21 protein-coding genes are annotated in these 18,393 nt (G+C 31.3%); 13 read left to right on the top strand and 8 right to left on the bottom strand.

The features are described 5' to 3' along the window. Positions 1-135: 135 nt before the first annotated feature. From ATE90_RS10615 to ATE90_RS10580, 8 genes are all read right to left on the bottom strand, one after another. The gene (locus ATE90_RS10615; protein WP_036787714.1) at positions 136-951 is read right to left on the bottom strand and encodes a purine-nucleoside phosphorylase; all 816 of its coding nucleotides are present in this window, start codon (positions 949-951) and stop codon (positions 136-138) included. A gap of 2 nt (positions 952-953) precedes the next feature. Then, entirely contained in the window at positions 954-1,553 is a 600-nt protein-coding gene (locus tag ATE90_RS10610) for a TIGR04282 family arsenosugar biosynthesis glycosyltransferase (protein ID WP_036787712.1), read from the bottom strand. Continuing rightward, positions 1,546-2,034: a rhodanese-like domain-containing protein gene (locus ATE90_RS10605; protein ID WP_036787709.1), complete on the bottom strand. Its 489-nt coding sequence runs from the start codon at positions 2,032-2,034 to the stop codon at positions 1,546-1,548. The genes ATE90_RS10610 and ATE90_RS10605 overlap by 8 nt, the downstream gene beginning before the upstream one ends. A gap of 32 nt (positions 2,035-2,066) precedes the next feature. After that, positions 2,067-3,035, bottom strand: coding sequence for an arsenosugar biosynthesis arsenite methyltransferase ArsM (arsM, locus tag ATE90_RS10600; RefSeq protein ID WP_036788356.1), 969 nt, complete (start codon positions 3,033-3,035; stop codon positions 2,067-2,069). 59 nt (positions 3,036-3,094) lie between these two features. Then, entirely contained in the window at positions 3,095-4,150 is a 1,056-nt protein-coding gene (gene arsS / locus ATE90_RS10595; protein WP_101451379.1) for an arsenosugar biosynthesis radical SAM (seleno)protein ArsS, read from the bottom strand. A gap of 123 nt (positions 4,151-4,273) precedes the next feature. Next, positions 4,274-4,609 carry an arsenosugar biosynthesis-associated peroxidase-like protein gene (locus tag ATE90_RS10590; RefSeq protein WP_036787703.1) on the bottom strand — a complete coding sequence of 112 codons (336 nt, stop codon included), beginning with the start codon at positions 4,607-4,609 and terminating at the stop codon, positions 4,274-4,276. Positions 4,610-4,639: 30 nt separating this feature from the next. Next, complete coding sequence (locus tag ATE90_RS10585) at positions 4,640-5,350, bottom strand: DUF547 domain-containing protein (RefSeq protein ID WP_101451378.1); 711 nt, start codon at positions 5,348-5,350, stop codon at positions 4,640-4,642. A gap of 53 nt (positions 5,351-5,403) precedes the next feature. Next, a complete protein-coding gene (locus ATE90_RS10580) occupies positions 5,404-6,090 on the bottom strand; it encodes a queuosine precursor transporter (RefSeq protein WP_036787697.1) in 687 nt (228 codons plus the stop codon). Between the two features lie 242 nt (positions 6,091-6,332). On the opposite strand from ATE90_RS10580, the gene fabD reads away from it, so the two are divergent. From fabD to ATE90_RS10515, 13 genes are all read left to right on the top strand, one after another. Beyond that, complete coding sequence (fabD, locus tag ATE90_RS10575; RefSeq protein ID WP_036787694.1) at positions 6,333-7,220, top strand: ACP S-malonyltransferase; 888 nt, start codon at positions 6,333-6,335, stop codon at positions 7,218-7,220. A gap of 130 nt (positions 7,221-7,350) precedes the next feature. Next, positions 7,351-7,773 (top strand): hypothetical protein, encoded by a 423-nt coding sequence (locus ATE90_RS10570; protein ID WP_036787691.1) that lies wholly within the window; start codon positions 7,351-7,353, stop codon positions 7,771-7,773. A gap of 128 nt (positions 7,774-7,901) precedes the next feature. Next, a complete protein-coding gene (locus ATE90_RS10565) occupies positions 7,902-11,255 on the top strand; it encodes a leucine--tRNA ligase (RefSeq protein ID WP_101451377.1) in 3,354 nt (1,117 codons plus the stop codon). A 109-nt stretch (positions 11,256-11,364) separates the two neighbouring features. Next, positions 11,365-11,622, top strand: coding sequence for a SemiSWEET family sugar transporter (locus ATE90_RS10560; RefSeq protein ID WP_366132479.1), 258 nt, complete (start codon positions 11,365-11,367; stop codon positions 11,620-11,622). A gap of 130 nt (positions 11,623-11,752) precedes the next feature. Then, positions 11,753-12,523 (top strand): enoyl-CoA hydratase/isomerase family protein, encoded by a 771-nt coding sequence (locus tag ATE90_RS10555; protein WP_101451376.1) that lies wholly within the window; start codon positions 11,753-11,755, stop codon positions 12,521-12,523. Between the two features lie 4 nt (positions 12,524-12,527). Next, complete coding sequence (locus ATE90_RS10550) at positions 12,528-13,085, top strand: MOSC domain-containing protein (protein WP_036787682.1); 558 nt, start codon at positions 12,528-12,530, stop codon at positions 13,083-13,085. A gap of 381 nt (positions 13,086-13,466) precedes the next feature. Continuing rightward, entirely contained in the window at positions 13,467-14,369 is a 903-nt protein-coding gene (gene cyoE / locus ATE90_RS10545; RefSeq protein ID WP_036787679.1) for a heme o synthase, read from the top strand. Positions 14,370-14,372: 3 nt separating this feature from the next. Next, positions 14,373-14,960: a cytochrome c oxidase subunit 3 gene (locus tag ATE90_RS10540; RefSeq protein ID WP_180335201.1), complete on the top strand. Its 588-nt coding sequence runs from the start codon at positions 14,373-14,375 to the stop codon at positions 14,958-14,960. A gap of 55 nt (positions 14,961-15,015) precedes the next feature. Continuing rightward, positions 15,016-15,996, top strand: coding sequence for a cytochrome c oxidase subunit 3 (locus tag ATE90_RS10535; RefSeq protein WP_101451375.1), 981 nt, complete (start codon positions 15,016-15,018; stop codon positions 15,994-15,996). Positions 15,997-16,020: 24 nt separating this feature from the next. Continuing rightward, the gene (locus tag ATE90_RS10530) at positions 16,021-16,362 is read left to right on the top strand and encodes a cytochrome C oxidase subunit IV family protein (protein ID WP_036787673.1); all 342 of its coding nucleotides are present in this window, start codon (positions 16,021-16,023) and stop codon (positions 16,360-16,362) included. Between the two features lie 111 nt (positions 16,363-16,473). Next, positions 16,474-17,145: a hypothetical protein gene (locus tag ATE90_RS10525; protein WP_036787669.1), complete on the top strand. Its 672-nt coding sequence runs from the start codon at positions 16,474-16,476 to the stop codon at positions 17,143-17,145. Next, a complete protein-coding gene (locus ATE90_RS10520) occupies positions 17,142-17,843 on the top strand; it encodes an SCO family protein (RefSeq protein ID WP_036787666.1) in 702 nt (233 codons plus the stop codon). The genes ATE90_RS10525 and ATE90_RS10520 overlap by 4 nt, the downstream gene beginning before the upstream one ends. Then, entirely contained in the window at positions 17,836-18,375 is a 540-nt protein-coding gene (locus ATE90_RS10515; RefSeq protein WP_036787663.1) for a DUF420 domain-containing protein, read from the top strand. Before ATE90_RS10520 ends, ATE90_RS10515 begins: the two co-directional genes overlap by 8 nt. Positions 18,376-18,393 lie beyond the last annotated feature (18 nt).

The raw sequence follows: 18,393 nt of genomic DNA, 5'->3' as shown, positions 1-18,393 counted from the left end.
TCTTGTAAATCCAGATATAATAGATGATCGTTTAAAAGTTAAAAAGAAGATAGTCTTTTGTAAAAGATCTTATGATGAAAGAGGTAAATAGGCTAAAAGTTTTATTCAATACTATAATATAGATTTTTAAAAAAATTAAATCATTTTAATAACTTCCTTAAAGAGTGTAATCAGTTTAGGTTCAGCTTTACCAGCAATTGAAATAATTTCATTAATATCGACTGGCTGTAAGTTTTTAGGGTCACATTCATCGGTTAAAACAGAAATAGCAGCACAAGGTAAATTGAGTTGTTTGGCAACGATAACTTCTGGTGTAGTGCTCATACCTACAGCGTCTGTTTCTAAAATTTGTAACATTCTGTATTCTGCTCTAGTCTCTAATTGAGGTCCTAGAACACTTGCATAAATACCTTTATGCAGCAGAATGTTTTGCTGTTTCGCGATGGCAATAATTTTAGCATTGATTTCTTGAGAGTAGGGTGCTAGCATGTCTGCAAAAATATTCCCAAAATTATTAGCGCCCTTAAATGCAAGAGGAGAGCTTCCTTGTAAATTAATGTGGTCTTCAATTAGCATTAAGTCCCCTTTATTATAGCATAAATTTATGGCCCCTGCGGCATTTGAAACTAACAAGTTTTTAATTCCTAAACCATGCATGGTCCTAATACCGTAAGTTACTTCCCAAGGATTGTATCCTTCATATAAATGAAAACGACCTGCCATCACTAGCACTTTCTTGCCTGACAATTCTCCGTAAATTAATTTGCCAGAATGAAACTCTACAGTAGCAATAGGAAAATTTGGAATCTTAGAATAGGTAATTTCTTTTGTAATTGAAATTTCATCGACTAGTTTTCCTAATCCTGTACCTAAGACAATTCCTATTTCTGGATTTGTAATTCCTTCCGATATTAAAAAATCGATTGTTTCTTTTAATTGTTGCTGTTTCATACTTATAAAAATTGCTGAAAGGAGGGATGATATTTTATATCTTCAAAGATGTCTATATCGTTCAGTTCCTCTAACAAATGTACTTTTTTATCTTTTAAATCTGTTAAAGTATCTTTTCTAACAGTCTGTGTGCCCCACTTTTTGTTTTTGAAGATTGTTGAATGCAACAAATTCATACCCAGTAAATAATAACCACCATCTTCTGCAGGTCCAAGAACTACATCATTATTATCTAATTCAGTAAACGCTTTTTCTATGTTTTCGGATGTTAAATCATAAAGGTCACTGCCTATAATCACTACTTTTTTATATCCAGCATCAAATCCATTTTTAAAAGCATTTTGCATTCTGATGCCGAGATCTTCTCCAACTTGTTGGTTTTTTTGATAGTTTTTTGAATCCCAAATATCATTAGACCTAATTTTTACGGAATAATACACTTCTCTATCGGAAGATACTTGTAACGAAATATCTCTCGTTTTTTGAAGTAAGTATTTATAGATTTCTAACGCAGTTTCGTTACCAACTGTTTTGGCTAAACGTGTTTTTACTTTTCCTAATTCAGGATTTCGGGTAAAGATTAATAACAAGTTTTTATTCATATACTTTTTCTCCTTTTGTAAGCCATTTACTCCAATCGCTATCGAAAGTATGGATTTTGTCAGTATAATTTCCCAAAGAGTCAATTACTTGAAAATTATTGTTTTTCCATTCAAAAATACCTCCATATAAATTATAAACATTGGTATAACCCTCTTTGATAAGTTGATATGCAATTGTTTCTGAACGAATACCGATAGAACAATACACTACAATTTTTATATCTTTTTCTTTAGGTAATTTTTTGAGGGTTTCTTTTAATTTAAAATCATCATAACCAACACAAATAGCCTCTTTAATATGACTTACTTCATACTCTTTTGTTTCTCTTGCGTCTAATAAAATAGCATTTGTTGTTGCAAGAGAATCAACATAAATATAAGGGACGTTGTTATTATTGAATTTATTTAATAGTTTATCTAACTTTTTTTGACCAAAAGCAGCAGAACTAATTACTAAAAAAAGTATGAAAATTTTTTCCATAATTTACGTTTTATAAAATCAATCTAAGATGGCTAGCAACATCCGCCACCATCATAATGGAAGGTAGATTCTGAAAAGAAAATATCGTCTCTTCCTAAAGCTTGTAAAGCAGCCGTTGTTTTATCACAAATTGCTAAGGGTTGATTTTTTAATAAAGTATGTCCTAAACCGTCATCAAAATAATCTTCATCACCGAAATAAATGGCCGCTCTTCCGGTGAAAATACACGGTCCGTCTGCAGGCATTGGATCTTTAATTGCAGCCACTTCTATAGATTCAATATAGATAAGCTCATCAGTTGGATAGTTCTTTGGATCTAAAATTCTGTAGGGTTTTCTGGCTCTTATTTCAATCGTTCCAAATCCAGCATCAGTTAATGCTTTTACATAATCTGCAATTGACAAACTTCCGCTTAAACATAAAGCACGCAAACGAGCGTCATTTCGCAATTCGTCATTCATAGGTTGCTCACAGGTTGGATCGCTCATCACTAGTTTTCCATGAGGTTTTAAAACTCTGTACATTTCTGCAATTGCTTTCTTTAAATCATCCGATTTAAAAATATTGAACAAACAGTTTTGAGCTGCAACATCTATAGAATTATCTTCTACAGGTAAATCCATTGCATCCCCTTTTCTTAAATCAACAAAATTACTTTTAAACCATTCATTTTGTTCTTCAGCAATTTTAAAGTTTTTATGAGAAGCTTCTAGCATTTCGTCAACAACATCTAAACCAATAACACCACCTTTATTTCTGTTGAAATACGCAAATTGCAGTAATTCCATTCCGCCACCAACACCAACATATAGCATTTTTGGATTGTTGGTTAAATCTCTTGCATGCACCGTAGAACCACAACCGTAGTTCATTTCTTGCATAATTCGTGGAATTTTTAGCCCTGGTAATTCCCAGATAGGATTGGTGGTGCAGCACAAACCAACATCTGGTGTTAAAGCAGCTTCTTTGTATACATTGTGTGTGGTTTCTAAATAACTCATATTTTTTATTCTTTGATACGAATTCATGAATGATTCGTGATTATTTTTTTACTAATAAATTAAGCAACAACTCCTTGACAGCTACTTCCAGCTCCTGCTGTGCATCCATAACAATGTTGATTAACAATAATATTTCTGTCTTGTAATATTTTTTCGTTGTAATCCGAAATGTGTTTTATTGCACTAGCGACCTTTAAATTTAACATCTGATTAAAATCGCAGTCATATAAATTTCCATCCCAACTTACAGAAAGTGTGTTCGTACACATTACATTTTCTACTGCAGAAGGATTATAAGCTTCTACCAAATTATACATATAATCTTCATAGTTTTCGGATGCGATTAAATAATCTAAAAACCTACTAATTGGTAAATTTGTAATCGCAAATAAACTATGAAAAGCGATATTAAAATCTGCTTTTAATGCTTTTTTGAAATCATTTTCTAATGCCATTTGGTTTCCAGGTAAAAATGCTCCTGAAGGATTGTACACTAAATCTAATTTCAAATCTGATCCCTCTATTCCATAACCAATAGCATTTAATTCTTGTAATGCTTTTATGGATTTATCAAAAACTCCATTGCCACGTTGTTTATCTGTTTTTCCCCTCGTCCAATGTGGCATCGAAGAAACTATGTGAACATTGTGTTTTTTGAAAAATTCTGGTAAATCATAATATTTTTTGTTGGCCCTTATAATTGTTAGGTTAGAGCGAACAATAAAATCTTTAATTCCTGCTTTGGATGCTTCTTCTACGAACCATCTAAAATTAGGATTCATTTCTGGTGCTCCACCTGTTAAATCTAAAGTATGTGCTTCTGTTTTTTTGATTACTTCTAAACATTGATGCATTGTGTCAAGTGTCATAATTTCTTTACGATCAGGACCCGCATCTACATGGCAATGTTCACAAACTTGGTTGCACATATACCCTAAGTTTATTTGTAAAACTTCTAATTTTTTAGGACGCAAAGGAAACTGATTTGTTTCTTTAATTTTAGAAGCAAAAGTGGGTAACTCTCCATTTGCAAAAATTCCTTCTGAAAGAATTTCCATTTGACGAGAAGTATTTGCAATGTCGTTATTTCTTGCTTTTAATGATTTTGTAGCCATATATTTTGTTGAGCTGAACTTTTTTCAGCTGTTGATAATTTTGAGATGATTCTGTATGATAAATTTAGAATTATATAGGAAACACTTATCTAATAAAAGTATTTTTTAAAAAGTATAAACTACTTACATTTCTAATTTATTAACTTTATTCATCATTTGAACTCCATGAACTAAAGTAGCGCCACTTTTTATTGCAGCACCAACATGAATTGCCTCCATCATTTGCTCTTTTGTAATTCCACGCTGTAAACCATCTTTTGTGTAGGCGTCTATGCAATAAGGACACTGTTCTGTATGCGCAACAGCCAATGCAATTAAAGATTTTTCGCGGGCCGTTAAAGCGCCTTCCTCAAATACTTTTCCATAATAATCAAAAAACTTGTTTCCAAGCTCTTCGCTCCATTCTGTAATTTTGCCGAATTTTCTTAAATCAGCAGCATCATAATAGTTTTTAGACATAAAATTTTATTTGAAAGGGAAAGATAATATTTATTTACCGTTTAAAGTCCAGTCATATTTTAAATAACTAATTTTTGCTTTAGGACTAATTTTTGTTTCTGAATACTTACTTAAATAACTTATTAAGGAACCTTTTTTTGTAAAATCGTCTTGAAACCAATCAAAGACAGAAGAAATCTGAATTTTCTTGTTAGAAATTTTATTTCTTGAAGAATCATTCACAAAATCTTTCATTAAACGTTCTAATTCTGCATCAATGTTATCCTCTGTAAAAGCGATATTTGATAATTTAGGACAAGAACCTGAGGCACAGTTTACTCCCGCATGAATTCTAGCATCAAATAAGGTTTTACGCAGGATTTCGTGTTCAATATGGTCTAGCGTATATGTTTTACCACCAATTTTAGCAAAAGGAATTTTCCAAGCAGTTTGTCCTTCTCGTTTAATGTCCATGATACTTTTTAGAGGATGGTTTTCTAAAATGAGTTTGATTGTATATGCGTTATACGCATTAACCCAAAAAGCTTTTTGTTGATCTTGTGACCATGATTTTTCTGGAGATGTTCTCTCTAAATAAGAGATGTAATTATCTAACTTAAGGGCGTCTTTCTTAAAAGATTTATAATCTACAATTCCCTCTTCGGTCACATGTTTATGCAGTAAATCGTTAAAAATTGATGTTTGTGCATTTACCTGTGCTACAAATAAAATGGTAACAAATAATAAGCCTATTTTTTTCATTCTTTGTTTTTTCTAAATATATAGACGAAGCCATTTTATATTAATTACAAAAATTACTCCAAAATTTCCTCTCCAATTTTTAAGTTGAATTTTTTTCTAAAAAGAAATACAGATCCATATAAAATAGGAGTATCCAAAGCTGCTATAATGACTTTAAAAAGGAAGCCACTTATTAGTAAACTTGTAAAAATGGTCCAAGGCAAAATTTTAAAAGAGCATAATAAAAAAAGAACTGTAAAAGTGTCAATAAATTGCGACGCAAAAGTAGAAAAATTATTACGCAACCATAAATGTTTACCATGCGTTAGTTTTTTCCAAAAATGGAAAATTCTAATATCTATAAATTGCGCACATAAATATGCTATCATCGAAGCAAAAACAGCCAAAGGCGATAAGCCAAAAACTTGATGAAAAATAATATCGTTAATTGGAGAATTGTCTATTGCTGGAGCAAAATCTGCAATTAAAATGATTAGCATTGAAAAGAAAGATGCGAAAATACCAGCAATAACTACTTGATTTGCTTTCTTTTTTCCGTAGATCTCTGATAAAATATCTGTGATTAGAAAAGTAATTGGATACGGCAAAATACCTACTGAAATTTCAAAGCGATATAAACCAAAAGGTTCCCAATAAAAGAATTTTTGAAAAATTAAATTAGAGGCCACTAAAGAAGCAATAAATAATGCCGCTAGAATTAAATAGATGCTATCTGCTAATTGTTTGTCTTTAATTTTCATTGAACGAATTTACTAAATATTCTATCACTTTCTAAAAAGCTCTTTGTTAATTGAAAATTTTTAAAAGCTCGAAAGGGTATTGTTTTTTGTCTTTAGTTTCAATAAAGTAATTAAAATTGACCAATTTTATTTGGAGATGAGAAGCAAAAAAGATATCATATAAAGTAGTAAATACCTTCAAATAAAAATTATTATTTTTGTCCAAAATTAAATGAATAAACAGTTACATAGATAAATACTTTATGAAAGCATATATTTTTCCAGGGCAAGGAGCACAATTTACAGGAATGGGTTTGGATTTGTACGAGAAATCTGCCTTAGCGCAAGAGTTATTTGAAAAAGCAAATAAAATTTTAGGGTTCTCAATCACTGATATTATGTTCGAAGGAACAGCAGAACAGCTAAAAGAAACAAAAGTTACACAACCTGCAGTTTTTTTACATTCAGTAATTTTAGCAAAGGTTTTAGGTGATGATTTTCAGCCTGAAATGGTTGCAGGCCATTCTTTAGGAGAATTATCTGCTTTGGTTGCAAATGGAGTTTTAACATTTGAAGATGGATTGAAATTGGTCTCTAAACGTGCTTTGGCAATGCAAAAAGCCTGTGAGGTTGTACCTTCTGCCATGGCTGCTGTTTTAGGTTTAGCAGATAATATTGTTGAAGAAACATGTGCCGAAATTGAAGGAGTAGTGGTGGCGGCAAATTACAATTGCCCTGGTCAATTAGTGATTTCTGGTGAAATTTCAGCTATTGAAAAAGCATGTGAGGTTTTAACTGAAAAAGGAGCTAGAAGAGCTTTGTTATTACCTGTTGGTGGCGCGTTTCATTCACCAATGATGGAACCTGCAAGAGAAGAATTAGCAGCGGCAATTGAAGCAACAGCATTTGGTAATCCCTCTTGTCCTGTGTATCAGAATGTCACGGCGAGTGCGGTTACAAACCCTGATGAGATCAAGAAAAATTTAATGATTCAGTTAACGGCGCCTGTTAGATGGACGCAATCTATACAAGCAATGATTGCTGACGGTGGAACTGAGTTTATTGAAGTTGGGCCAGGTAAAGTATTACAAGGTTTAATGCGTAAAATTGATAGAAGTGTTACTGCTAGTGGAGCATTTTTAGGAGCATAAATTATTTATTTTAAAAGCTTTTTTTCTTTTTTAACGCTTTTTTTTCCTTTTCAGTCATATTAATAGGTGAAGAAACTATGAATAGTTATTTATTTGGGAAGAATTAGCAAAAACTTAAAAATCAAAAATTATGAAGTCCTTAATTAAAATAGTTTTTACAATCTTCACATTATCTAGTGTATTATTTTTTTCAAGTTGTGAAGATTCATCAAACGAAATTCAAAAAGAATTAAGTATCCTAGAAAAAGTACTATTACTTGAAAGTAGTGAATGGCTTTTAAAAGGTTTTGAACATAATACTATGCATACTTTTGCAAATGGAGAACGTTTTACTTATTATGGAACAGATCATATTTTCTTTGACGAGGCAATTCCTGGAACTGTAGACTACGTAATTGACGGGAGTTTATTAACTATGGATTTTCATTTTGGTCATGTTTACACTTTTGAAATTAAAGCTTCTTGTGATTCTAATATTATAGAGTTTTATCGAGATGGAGAGTTAAATACCACACTTTATAAACGTGGTTCTAATTATGAGGAGTGTTTATAAAAAAAATATTTAAAATAATTAAAAAAGGCTTTCAAAATCAATTTGAAAGCCTTTTTTAATTTAAGGTATTTACGTTTTTCACTTCCAAACAATAAGCGTAAATTTGCACACTTTAATAAAAGAATCAAATGCAATATAATCACCTAGATATAGAAAAGAAATGGCAAAAATTTTGGTCAGAAAACCAAACTTTTAAAGCCAGTAATGAATCTGAGAAACCTAAATATTATGTTCTAGATATGTTTCCTTATCCTTCTGGAGCAGGTTTACATGTAGGACATCCTTTAGGTTATATTGCAAGTGATATTTATGCGCGTTACAAACGCCACAAAGGTTTTAATGTTTTGCATCCGCAAGGATATGATTCTTTTGGATTGCCAGCAGAACAATACGCAATTCAAACTGGGCAGCATCCAGCAAAAACAACGGAAGAAAATATTACAACCTATCGAAGACAATTAGATCAAATTGGCTTCTCTTTTGATTGGAGTAGAGAAGTACGAACTTCCAATCCTGAGTATTATAAATGGACACAATGGATTTTTATCCAACTCTTTAATTCTTGGTATAATAAAGAAACAGACAAAGCAGAAGATGTTTCTTCTTTAGAAAACATCTTTAAAAAATCAGGAAACACTTCAATAAATGCGGTTTGTGATGAAGATATTATTTCTTTTTCTGCGGATGAATGGAATGCCTTTTCAACAAAAGAACAAGAAGAAATTTTATTAAAATATCGTTTAACATTTTTGTCGGATACTGAAGTAAATTGGTGTCCTGGTTTAGGAACTGTTCTAGCAAATGATGAAATTGTAAACGGAGTTTCAGAACGTGGAGGTCATCCTGTTGTTCGTAAAAAAATGACACAATGGTCTATGCGAATTTCTGCATATGCGCAGCGTTTATTAGATGGTTTAAATACTATTGATTGGCCTCAACCTTTAAAAGATTCTCAAACTAATTGGATCGGTAGAAGTCAAGGTGCAATGGTTTCGTTTAAAGTTGCTGGAGATTTTGAAAGCACCACTTCTGAAGTGAAATTATCTTACAAAGAATTAGAAGTTTTAAAAGAATTACGTCAAAATTTATCAAAAGCAGAAATGACGCTTTGGAATGAATTGAAAAATAAAAAAGGAGTTTCAAAATTTAGAAAAAAATATACAATAGGTGCATTTTTAGTAGATTATGTGTGCTTAGCAAAAAATATAATTGTTGAGTTTTCCGGCAAAGAAGATGAAGCCGCGAGAACTATTTACTTTGCAAAAGAAGGATTTAACGTTATTCGTTTTACAAACGAAGAAGTCTCTGATAACGTGCTGAAAGTTGTTTCTAAGATTAATTCTGCAATTCAATTTCCAAAAAAAAATAAAAAGGAAATAGAAAATAAAACGGTTTCAAAAGAAGAAAATCAATATAAAATTGATGTTTTCACAACAAGACCAGATACTATTTACGGAGTAAGCTTTATGACGCTAGCTCCAGAACATGAGTTGGTGTCAAAAATAACAACAGATGCTCAAAAAGCAGAAGTTGAAGCTTACATAAAGGCAACTGCTAAAAGGTCAGAACGCGATAGAATGGCAGATGTAAAAACCATTTCTGGTGCTTTTACAGGTGCGTATGCAATTCATCCTTTTTCTGGTGAAAAAGTACAAATTTGGATTGGAGATTATGTATTAGCAAATTACGGAACAGGAGCTGTGATGGCTGTTCCTTGTGGAGATCAGCGTGATTTTGATTTCGCAAAACATTTTGACATTCCGATTCCGAATATTTTTGAAGACGTCGATATCTCTGAAGAAGCACATACAGGTAAAGACGGAACAAAAATCGCGAACTCAGATTTTTTATCAGGATTAAAATATAAGAAAGCATTAAAATTATCCATTTTTGAAATGGAGAAACGTGGTTTTGGTTATGGAAAAATAAACTACCGTTTGCGTGATGCTGTTTTTAGCAGACAACGTTATTGGGGAGAACCTTTTCCGGTGTATTATAAAGACGGAATGCCACAAATGATTGATGTAAAACATTTGCCAATTGTGTTGCCAGAAGTTGAAAAATACTTGCCAACGGAAGATGGAAAACCGCCTTTAGGAAATGCAACAGTATGGGCTTGGGATTCTCGTGGAAAGAAAGTAGTGTCTAATGAGAAGTTGAAAAACAAAACAGTTTTTCCTTTAGAATTAAATACAATGCCTGGTTGGGCAGGAAGTTCTTGGTATTTTAACAGATACATGGACGCTGCAAATTCAGGTGAATTTGCAAGTAAAGAATCTTTAGAATATTGGAAAGAAGTAGATTTATATATTGGAGGTTCAGAACATGCAACCGGGCATTTATTATATGCTCGTTTTTGGCAAAAGTTCTTGTTTGATAAAGGAATTGTTCCTGTAGATGAGTTTGCAAAAAAACTGATTAATCAGGGAATGATTTTAGGGACTTCTGCTTTTGTTTACAAAGCAACGCCGTTTATAAAATCAGATTGTTTTACGGCACACGCTAGTGAAGCAATCATGAATAAAATTCCTGCAATACTTGTTTCTAAAAACCTTTTTAATTCTGATAATGAATTTGAAACGATTGTAAAGAATCATATAATTGATAAAGGATTTTTAAATGCTAATGATGCGGATAGCATTATGATTGTAAAGTCAGCTTTGCATGCAGATGTTTCTCTAGTAAATTCCTCTGATGAACTAGATATTGAAGCGTTTAAGAACCATTCTTTGAACGCTGATCATAAAAATGCTGAATTTATTTTAGAAGATGGAGTTTATAAAACTGGACGTGAAGTAGAGAAAATGTCAAAGTCTAAATACAATGTTGTGAATCCTGACGCTATTTGTGCAGCATATGGCGCAGATGCATTGCGTTTGTTTGAAATGTTTTTAGGTCCTTTAGAACAGGCAAAACCTTGGAGTACTTCAGGTATTTCTGGAGTCTCCTCGTTCTTAAAGAAATTATGGAAACTGTATTTTAACGAAGAAACATTTGAGATTTCAGAAGAAGAGGCAACAAAAGATGAGTTAAAGGTTTTACACAAAACCATTAAGAAAGTTGAAGAGGATATCGAGAACTTCTCTTTTAATACTTCTGTTTCTACCTTTATGATCGCTGTAAACGAATTAACTGTTTTAAAATGTAATAAACGCGCAGTATTGCAACCGTTAGTAATTTTGGTTTCTCCGTATGCACCCCATATTGCAGAAGAATTATGGAGTTTGTTAGGGAATAAAGAAAGTATTTCTACTGCTGATTTTCCTCTTTTTGATGCAAAACATTTGATAGAAAGCACTAAGAATTATCCGATTTCCTTTAACGGAAAAATGCGTTTTACATTGGAGCTTTCTCTTGATTTATCGAAAGAAGAGATAGAAAAAACTGTTTTGGAAAACGAAAAAACAATTGCGCAATTAGAAGGTAGAACTCCTAAAAAAGTAATTATTGTACCAGGTAAAATTGTAAATATAGTTGGATAGCATGCTCAGAGTACATCTGTTATTCAGCTATTAGTAAAGAAAGACATATAAAGATGTTTTTTGTCATTCTTTTTGAGTTCAGAATTTATCAAAATAAACGAAAGAAAAAGTGATTGATTTTTATGAAATTATTGGTTTAGTAGCTGCCTTTATTACAACAGCATCATTTTTGCCACAAGTTTTTAAAACTTACAAAACAAAAGATACCTCAGGACTTTCTTTAACCATGTATCTCACTTTTTTTGTTGGGATTGTTTTATGGTTAATTTATGGTATTCATTTAAAAAGTTTACCAATGATTTTAGCAAATTCAATTACAGCAATTTCATCATTATTTTTGGTAATAATGAAGTTGAAGTACAAATAAATATTTATTTTTTAGAATGAAACAAGTTTGTCACATTATAATTAATTCTCTTTTTTGCGCTATAATTCTTCCTCAATTTAACATTGACATTCTTGTTATAAAAACCTATTTTTGGTAAAACTTATATTTTATGACGACTACAAGGCAAAATGGAAGTTTATATACCAGCCTTCAAAATAATATTGCAACGATAGAATTTGGGCATCCTGCCAGTAATTCTTTTCCAAGTGAATTGTTAAATAGGTTAACAAAAGAATTGAATTCAATCTCAGAAAATGATGCTATTTCAGTTGTCATTTTAAAATCTGAAGGGGAGAAAGCTTTTTGTGCAGGTGCTTCTTTCGATGAGTTAGTTGCTATTTCTAATCTACAGGAAGGAGAAAAATTCTTTACTGGTTTTGCAAATGTGATTAACGCCATGAGAACTTGTGGTAAGATTATTATTGGACGTGTTCAAGGAAAAACTGTTGGAGGAGGAGTTGGTTTGGCCTCAGCCTGCGATTATGTTTTGGCTACAGAAAATGCCGCTATTAAATTATCAGAACTCACAATTGGTATCGGTCCTTTTGTCATTGAGCCAGTAGTTAAAAGAAAAATAGGGTTAGCTGCGTTATCCGAATTAACGTTAGATGCGACCAATTGGAAAACAGCTTATTGGGCAAAAGAAAAAGGGTTGTATGCAAAAGTCTTTGAAACCGTTAAAGAATTAGATGAAGAAGTAGAAATTTTAGCATCAAAATTAGCGTCCTACAATCCATCAGCTTTGTGTGAAATGAAGAAAGTTTTATGGGGAAATACCCAAAATTGGAATGAATTATTGGCTGAAAGAGCTTTGGTTTCAGGAAAATTAGTGCTATCGGACTTCACAAAAAAGGCGTTATCTAAATTTTCTAAAAAGTAATTGAATGAAAATTGTGTCGACAAATATTGGCGAACGAAAGGAGGTTATTTGGGAAAATATACAAGTGTTCACAGGTATTTTTAAATTTCCAATGGATAAACCTGTTTTTTTAGATACTGAGGATGTGAAAGGAGATGCAATTTGTGATCGGGAAAATCATGGAGGAATCAATCAAGCAATTTATGGATATTCTTTAAAACATTATGAGTATTGGAAGCCTTTGTACCCCAATTTAGATTGGAGTTTAGGAATGTTTGGAGAGAATTTAACCATTGATAATCTCGATGAATGTAATATTCATGTTGGAGATACCTTTAAAGTAGGCGAGGCTGTTTTAGAAGTCACCCTTCAAAGAAATCCTTGTTATAAACTAGGCATTCGTTTTGAAGATATGAACATTGTAAAACAATTTTGGAATACTACTTTTTGCGGTGTATATTTTAAAGTATTACAAACGGGTTTTGTGAAAACTGGAGATGCGTTTGTTCAAATAAAAAGTTGTTCCGAAAATCCAACCATTGCAGATTTATTAGCCAGAAAGAAAATAGAAAAAAGAATGTAATTCTAAAAATACATTCTTTTTTTATACCCATGTTTATTGACTTAATGAAAGAAAAAGTATACCGAGTTTGTTAAAACTTGATTTTTTTAATTTTAGGTTGAAATAAATAATTAGTTGTATTTCAAAGACTTCGCAATTAAACAAAACGAAAAATATAAATAATTACATTAAATGTAAAAAAAATGTAATTTTTATATTTTTATATCATAAAATTATATTTACATTTGTGTGTGCTTTTTAAGTAAAGCACACTTTTTCTTTTTCATAGCAATTTTCCCACTCAATTTATTGAGTGGGTTTTTTAATTTACAAAACAATATTTTACAAATTCTATGGTAAATTGATATTTATAAAATATCTTTGCATTCAATTGGTTTAATAATGAATTCAATAGTAATTTCAGAGACAAAAACTTCAATGAATATACTTTTATCAGACTTAAAACAACTTACAAAAGTTGGCTTGTCTTTAAGTGTGGTGTTTTCTTCTGTTGCAGGATATTTGTTAGCAGTAGATGTCATAAACTTTACTACAGTTGTATTATTAGCATTAGGAGGTTTCTTTATGGTGGGTGCATCTAATGCATTTAATCAAATTATAGAGAAAGATACAGATGCTTTGATGCAAAGAACCAAAGATAGACCTCTCCCAACAAAAAGAATGTCTGTGACTTTTGCAATGATCATTGCCATTTTGTTTACAGTTTTAGGAATTTCTATTTTATATAGTATCAACCCAAAGACCGCTTTATTTGGGGCTATTTCAATTTTTTTATATACTTGTGCTTACACGCCTCTAAAATCGGTAACACCTTTAGCAGTTTTTGTGGGTGCAATTCCTGGTGCAATTCCCTTTATGTTAGGATGGGTAGCAGCAACAGACCAATTTGGAGTAGAAGCAGGGATGTTATTTATGATTCAGTTTTTTTGGCAGTTTCCACATTTTTGGGCAATTGGATGGTTGCAATTTGAAGAATACAAAAAAGCAGGGTTTAATATGTTGCCCATGAATACCAAAGATAAAGGAGCGGTAAAACAAATTATATTTTATACGGTTATCATGATTTTAGTTTCTGTAGCTCCAGTTTTAAAGTTGTCTGGAAACTTTTACATATACCCGATAACTGCAATAATCGTTGCTTTCTTAGGAGTTATTATGTTATTTTATGCACTTCAATTGCATAAATCAGAAGAAAATACAGATGCAAGAAAATTAATGTTGTCTAGTGTTTTGTATATTACTGTTGTGCAAATTATATATGTAGTTGATAAATTTTTACATTAAAAAATGATAGGAGAACAAGCTTTAAAACAAGAATATACAGTCGCTAAAAAGAAATCAGCAAAGCCAATGTTGTGGATTTCTATGATTAGCATGGTTATGTTTTTTGCAGGATTAACAAGTGCTTATGTAATAAGTATGAAGCGTGATGATTGGGTTTCTTTTGACTTACCTGATGCCTTTTACGTAAGTACGGTTCTAATAGTGGCTAGTAGTATTACACTATTTTTTTCACAAAGATTTTTAAAACAAAACAAAAGACAGTTATCATTAATAATGGTGCTTGTTACCTTATTTTTGGGAATTGGATTTATTTGGCAACAATATGCTGGATTTAATCAACTTAAAAGTATCGGATTGTTTTTTACAGGACCAGAGAGCACGGTGTCAACATCCTTTATAATCGGAATTACTTTTATCCATGTATTACACTTGTTCGCAGGGATCGCTGTGCTTTTAGTTGTTATTTATAATCATTTTAAATACAAATATAAATCGGATGATATGCTTGGTTTTGAACTAGGTGCAATCTTTTGGCATTTTGTAGATATACTTTGGATTTACCTATTTTTCTTTTTCTATTTTATTAGGTGATTAAAAATAGTTATTTTTGGCGAACTAATTAAGAAATAATTAACAGATAAGATTTATGGAAGCAAATATTGCTATACCTTCTGATAGTAAGAAAACTTGGAATGGTGGCGGAGTAAAGCCATTCGGAGCAAGTTATGGTAAAATGATGATGTGGTTTTTTATCGTTTCTGATGCATTAACCTTTTCGGGATTTTTAGCGGCTTACGGCTTAACACGTTTTAAATTTATAGATTCATGGCCAATTGCAGATGAAGTGTTTACTCACGTGCCATTTATACATGGTAATTACCCTATGTATTATGTTGCTTTTATGACATTTATACTTATTTTCTCATCAGTAACAATGGTAATGGCTGTTGATGCTGGTCATAAAATGCAAAAAAATAAGGTAGCATGGTATATGTTCGCAACAATTATTGGAGGTTTAATATTTGTAGGTTCTCAAGCATGGGAATGGAATACTTTTATTAAGGGCTCTTATGGAGCTGTGAAGACCACGGATGGTAGACTTTTACAATTTGTAAAAGACGGTCACCAAATAGCTTTGTCAGATTTTGTTGTTGGTGATCGAATGGATCATAGAGAATCTAATACCAAAAAAAATGGACTATGGTTTGAATCTGGAGAATCTGTAGGAGCTTACTCCGTTGCTCAAATAATGGCCTCTTATAAAGCAGATCCTTCAATACAAATTAGAAGTGAACAAATTGATTTAGAGAAAAAGCAAAAAATTATTTTCTCAAGAGAAAAAGGTGCTTCGGAATTAGCAAAAGGAAAACTTGTTGTAGAAGGAGCAAATTTAAAAGTAAATGAGTATGGAAATACAATTTTTGCAGATTTCTTTTTCTTCATTACAGGTTTTCACGGATTTCACGTATTCTCTGGAATCGTAATTAATATTATCATTTTCTTTAATGTTATCCTTGGTACATATGAAAAAAGAGGGCATTACGAAATGGTAGAAAAAGTAGGATTATATTGGCACTTTGTAGATTTAGTTTGGGTATTTGTTTTTACCTTCTTCTACTTGGTTTAATTATAAAATAATAGCAAAATAAAAATGGCACACGCACACGAATCTAATGTAAAAAGAATATGGATGGTATTTGGTTTACTATCCGTTGTAACTATTATAGAAGTTGCTTTAGGTATTATAAAACCAGAAGTTTTATATTTAACTAATTTTTTAGGAACAAGTCCGTTGAACTGGATTTTTATTATTCTAACACTTTATAAAGCATATTATATTACTTGGACTTTCATGCACATGGAAGGAGAAAAAAAATGGTTTAGACGTGCTGCAGTTTGGACTGCAGTTTTTCTAATCTGTTTCCTTGTAACTTTACTTTTAATTGAAGGTGGCTACTTATATGACACATTGGCGCCACTTGTAAAATGGTAATTAGAAAATTATAAAGGTGGTGTTAACCACCTTTTTTTTATATTCAAAATATGTCATCTTAAACAAGTTGATGTTTTTTAGTATTCTTAAAATTGTATTAACTATTTAGAAATGAAATTTATCACAAAAAAAAGAGTAGTACTATTTTTGCTTTTTATTTTTCCTTTAATTTGTTTTTTAATTCTTTCTACAGGAAAAAATAATTTCACAAAACTACCAATTGTAACTGAAAATATTCCTGATATTTCAAAAATTGATGGGACCAAAAAAGTTCAATTAAAAGATAATGTTTCCATTATTTGTTTTTTAGGAAATGATGTAAATACGAATAAATCTGGCCTCTTCAACTTAAATGAAAAGGTGTATAAGAAGTTTACAGATTATAAGAAATTTCAGATTGTAGCGATTTATCCTAATGGAAAAGAAACTGAAGCAGAGAAATTAAAAGGAGAAATTGGTGCTTTTACGGATATGCAAAAATGGGTTTTCATGGCAAGTTCTAAAGAAGAGATAGAAGCTTTGTATAGCAGTTTTTCTTTTGATGAGCCTCTGACAAATTTAGCTTCTTCAAAAGCATTTTTAATTGATAAAAATGTAAATTTAAGAGGAAGACTAAAAGATTCAGATAGTAAAGATGGAAAACTTTATGGGTATAATATGAATTCTGTTTCAGAATTGAATGCAAAATTAAAAGATGATGTAAAAGTACTCTATTACGAGTATTACGCTGCTTTTAAGGAAAAGAATAAAAACAAAGCAGATCGAAAAGAGGTTGGGCTATGAACAAAAAATATTCTTACATAGGTGTTTCTTTTATTATACTTTTATTCGGAATTTATGTTGTTAGAAATATAGATAGAAGGCTAAATGACAATGATTTTGTTCAAGATGATAGATTGAATAAAGTTGATAATAAATCAGGAAGTACAAATAGTTTATTTAAATTTAATAAAGTTCCAGATTTCGAATTTACAAATCAAGAAGGAAATATAATCACGAATAAAACTTACGAGGGTAAGGTGTTTGTTGTAGAATTTTTCTTTTCTACTTGTCCAACAATTTGTCCTTTAATGAATCAGAAGATGTTGAGCATCCAAGATTCATTTCTTGGAAATCCGGATTTCGGAATAGCTTCTATTTCTATTACTCCAGAAATTGATTCTCCAAAAATCTTAAAAGAGTTCGCAATAAACAAAGGAATTAAGCATAAAAATTGGCACTTGCTTACAGGTAAATCCGAAGAGATTGTGTATGCTTTGTCTAACAAAGGGTTTAAATTATATGCAGGAAAAGGAGATGAAGAGCATGGGGGATTTGAACATTCAGGTTTGTTCGCGTTGGTGGATAAAGATGGTTATATTAGATCTAGAAAAGATAAGTTTGGCAATCCTATTATGTATTACAGAGCGTTGCAAGAACAAACTTTTCCTGATCAAATAAATGAATTAAAAGAAGATATTAAATTGTTATTAAATGAGTAAGCTAGCACAAGAACGAAAGTACAGAAAAATAATCACAGGGTTGTCTATTATAATTCCAATAGCTGTTGCAGCATTATTTGGAGTTAATTTAAGAGACTTAGGTTTTGATGTAGAGCCTTTTACTTTTTTACCACCAATTTATGCATCTATAAATGGATTAACAGCTATTGTATTAATAGCAGCTGTTCTCGCTATTAAAAACGGAAATAAGAAATTACATGAACAATTAAACACTCTTGCAATTATTTGTTCTTTAGCTTTTCTGTTGATGTATATAGCGTATCATATGACATCTGATTCTACTAAATTTGGTGGTGAAGGAGCCATTAAATTCGTTTATTATTTTATTTTATTTACACACATTGTATTGTCTATAATTGTAATACCTTTTGTATTAACCACCTACTTGAGAGCGAAATTAGGTAATTTTGCACAACACAAAAAAATAGCAAAAATTACATTTCCGTTATGGCTATATGTAGCTGTAACCGGGGTAATAGTTTATATAATGATATCTCCTTATTATGCTTAAAAAAAGAATATATACCTT

Source organism: Polaribacter sp. Hel1_33_96 (assembly GCF_002846595.1).
GTDB lineage: Bacteria > Bacteroidota > Bacteroidia > Flavobacteriales > Flavobacteriaceae > Polaribacter.
The sequence above is the reverse complement of the archived record's forward strand: the minus strand, read 5'-3'. Positions and strand labels throughout refer to the sequence as shown.

Excerpts from the sequence above, each read along its gene's own strand:
- ATE90_RS10615 (WP_036787714.1), bottom strand. The coding sequence starts at position 951 with ATGAAACAGCAACAATTAAAAGAAACAATCGATTTTTTAATATCGGAA.
- ATE90_RS10555 (WP_101451376.1), top strand. The coding sequence starts at position 11,753 with ATGACGACTACAAGGCAAAATGGAAGTTTATATACCAGCCTTCAAAAT.
- ATE90_RS10550 (WP_036787682.1), top strand. The coding sequence starts at position 12,528 with ATGAAAATTGTGTCGACAAATATTGGCGAACGAAAGGAGGTTATTTGG.
- ATE90_RS10585 (WP_101451378.1), bottom strand. The coding sequence starts at position 5,350 with ATGAAAAAAATAGGCTTATTATTTGTTACCATTTTATTTGTAGCACAG.
- ATE90_RS10590 (WP_036787703.1), bottom strand. The coding sequence starts at position 4,609 with ATGTCTAAAAACTATTATGATGCTGCTGATTTAAGAAAATTCGGCAAA.
- ATE90_RS10520 (WP_036787666.1), top strand. The coding sequence starts at position 17,142 with ATGAACAAAAAATATTCTTACATAGGTGTTTCTTTTATTATACTTTTA.
- ATE90_RS10580 (WP_036787697.1), bottom strand. The coding sequence starts at position 6,090 with ATGAAAATTAAAGACAAACAATTAGCAGATAGCATCTATTTAATTCTA.
- ATE90_RS10540 (WP_180335201.1), top strand. The coding sequence starts at position 14,373 with ATGATAGGAGAACAAGCTTTAAAACAAGAATATACAGTCGCTAAAAAG.
- ATE90_RS10515 (WP_036787663.1), top strand. The coding sequence starts at position 17,836 with ATGAGTAAGCTAGCACAAGAACGAAAGTACAGAAAAATAATCACAGGG.
- ATE90_RS10610 (WP_036787712.1), bottom strand. The coding sequence starts at position 1,553 with ATGAATAAAAACTTGTTATTAATCTTTACCCGAAATCCTGAATTAGGA.
- ATE90_RS10530 (WP_036787673.1), top strand. The coding sequence starts at position 16,021 with ATGGCACACGCACACGAATCTAATGTAAAAAGAATATGGATGGTATTT.
- arsM (WP_036788356.1), bottom strand. The coding sequence starts at position 3,035 with ATGAGTTATTTAGAAACCACACACAATGTATACAAAGAAGCTGCTTTA.
- ATE90_RS10565 (WP_101451377.1), top strand. The coding sequence starts at position 7,902 with ATGCAATATAATCACCTAGATATAGAAAAGAAATGGCAAAAATTTTGG.
- ATE90_RS10535 (WP_101451375.1), top strand. The coding sequence starts at position 15,016 with ATGGAAGCAAATATTGCTATACCTTCTGATAGTAAGAAAACTTGGAAT.
- ATE90_RS10525 (WP_036787669.1), top strand. The coding sequence starts at position 16,474 with ATGAAATTTATCACAAAAAAAAGAGTAGTACTATTTTTGCTTTTTATT.
- cyoE (WP_036787679.1), top strand. The coding sequence starts at position 13,467 with ATGAATTCAATAGTAATTTCAGAGACAAAAACTTCAATGAATATACTT.
- fabD (WP_036787694.1), top strand. The coding sequence starts at position 6,333 with ATGAAAGCATATATTTTTCCAGGGCAAGGAGCACAATTTACAGGAATG.
- ATE90_RS10570 (WP_036787691.1), top strand. The coding sequence starts at position 7,351 with ATGAAGTCCTTAATTAAAATAGTTTTTACAATCTTCACATTATCTAGT.
- arsS (WP_101451379.1), bottom strand. The coding sequence starts at position 4,150 with ATGGCTACAAAATCATTAAAAGCAAGAAATAACGACATTGCAAATACT.
- ATE90_RS10605 (WP_036787709.1), bottom strand. The coding sequence starts at position 2,034 with ATGGAAAAAATTTTCATACTTTTTTTAGTAATTAGTTCTGCTGCTTTT.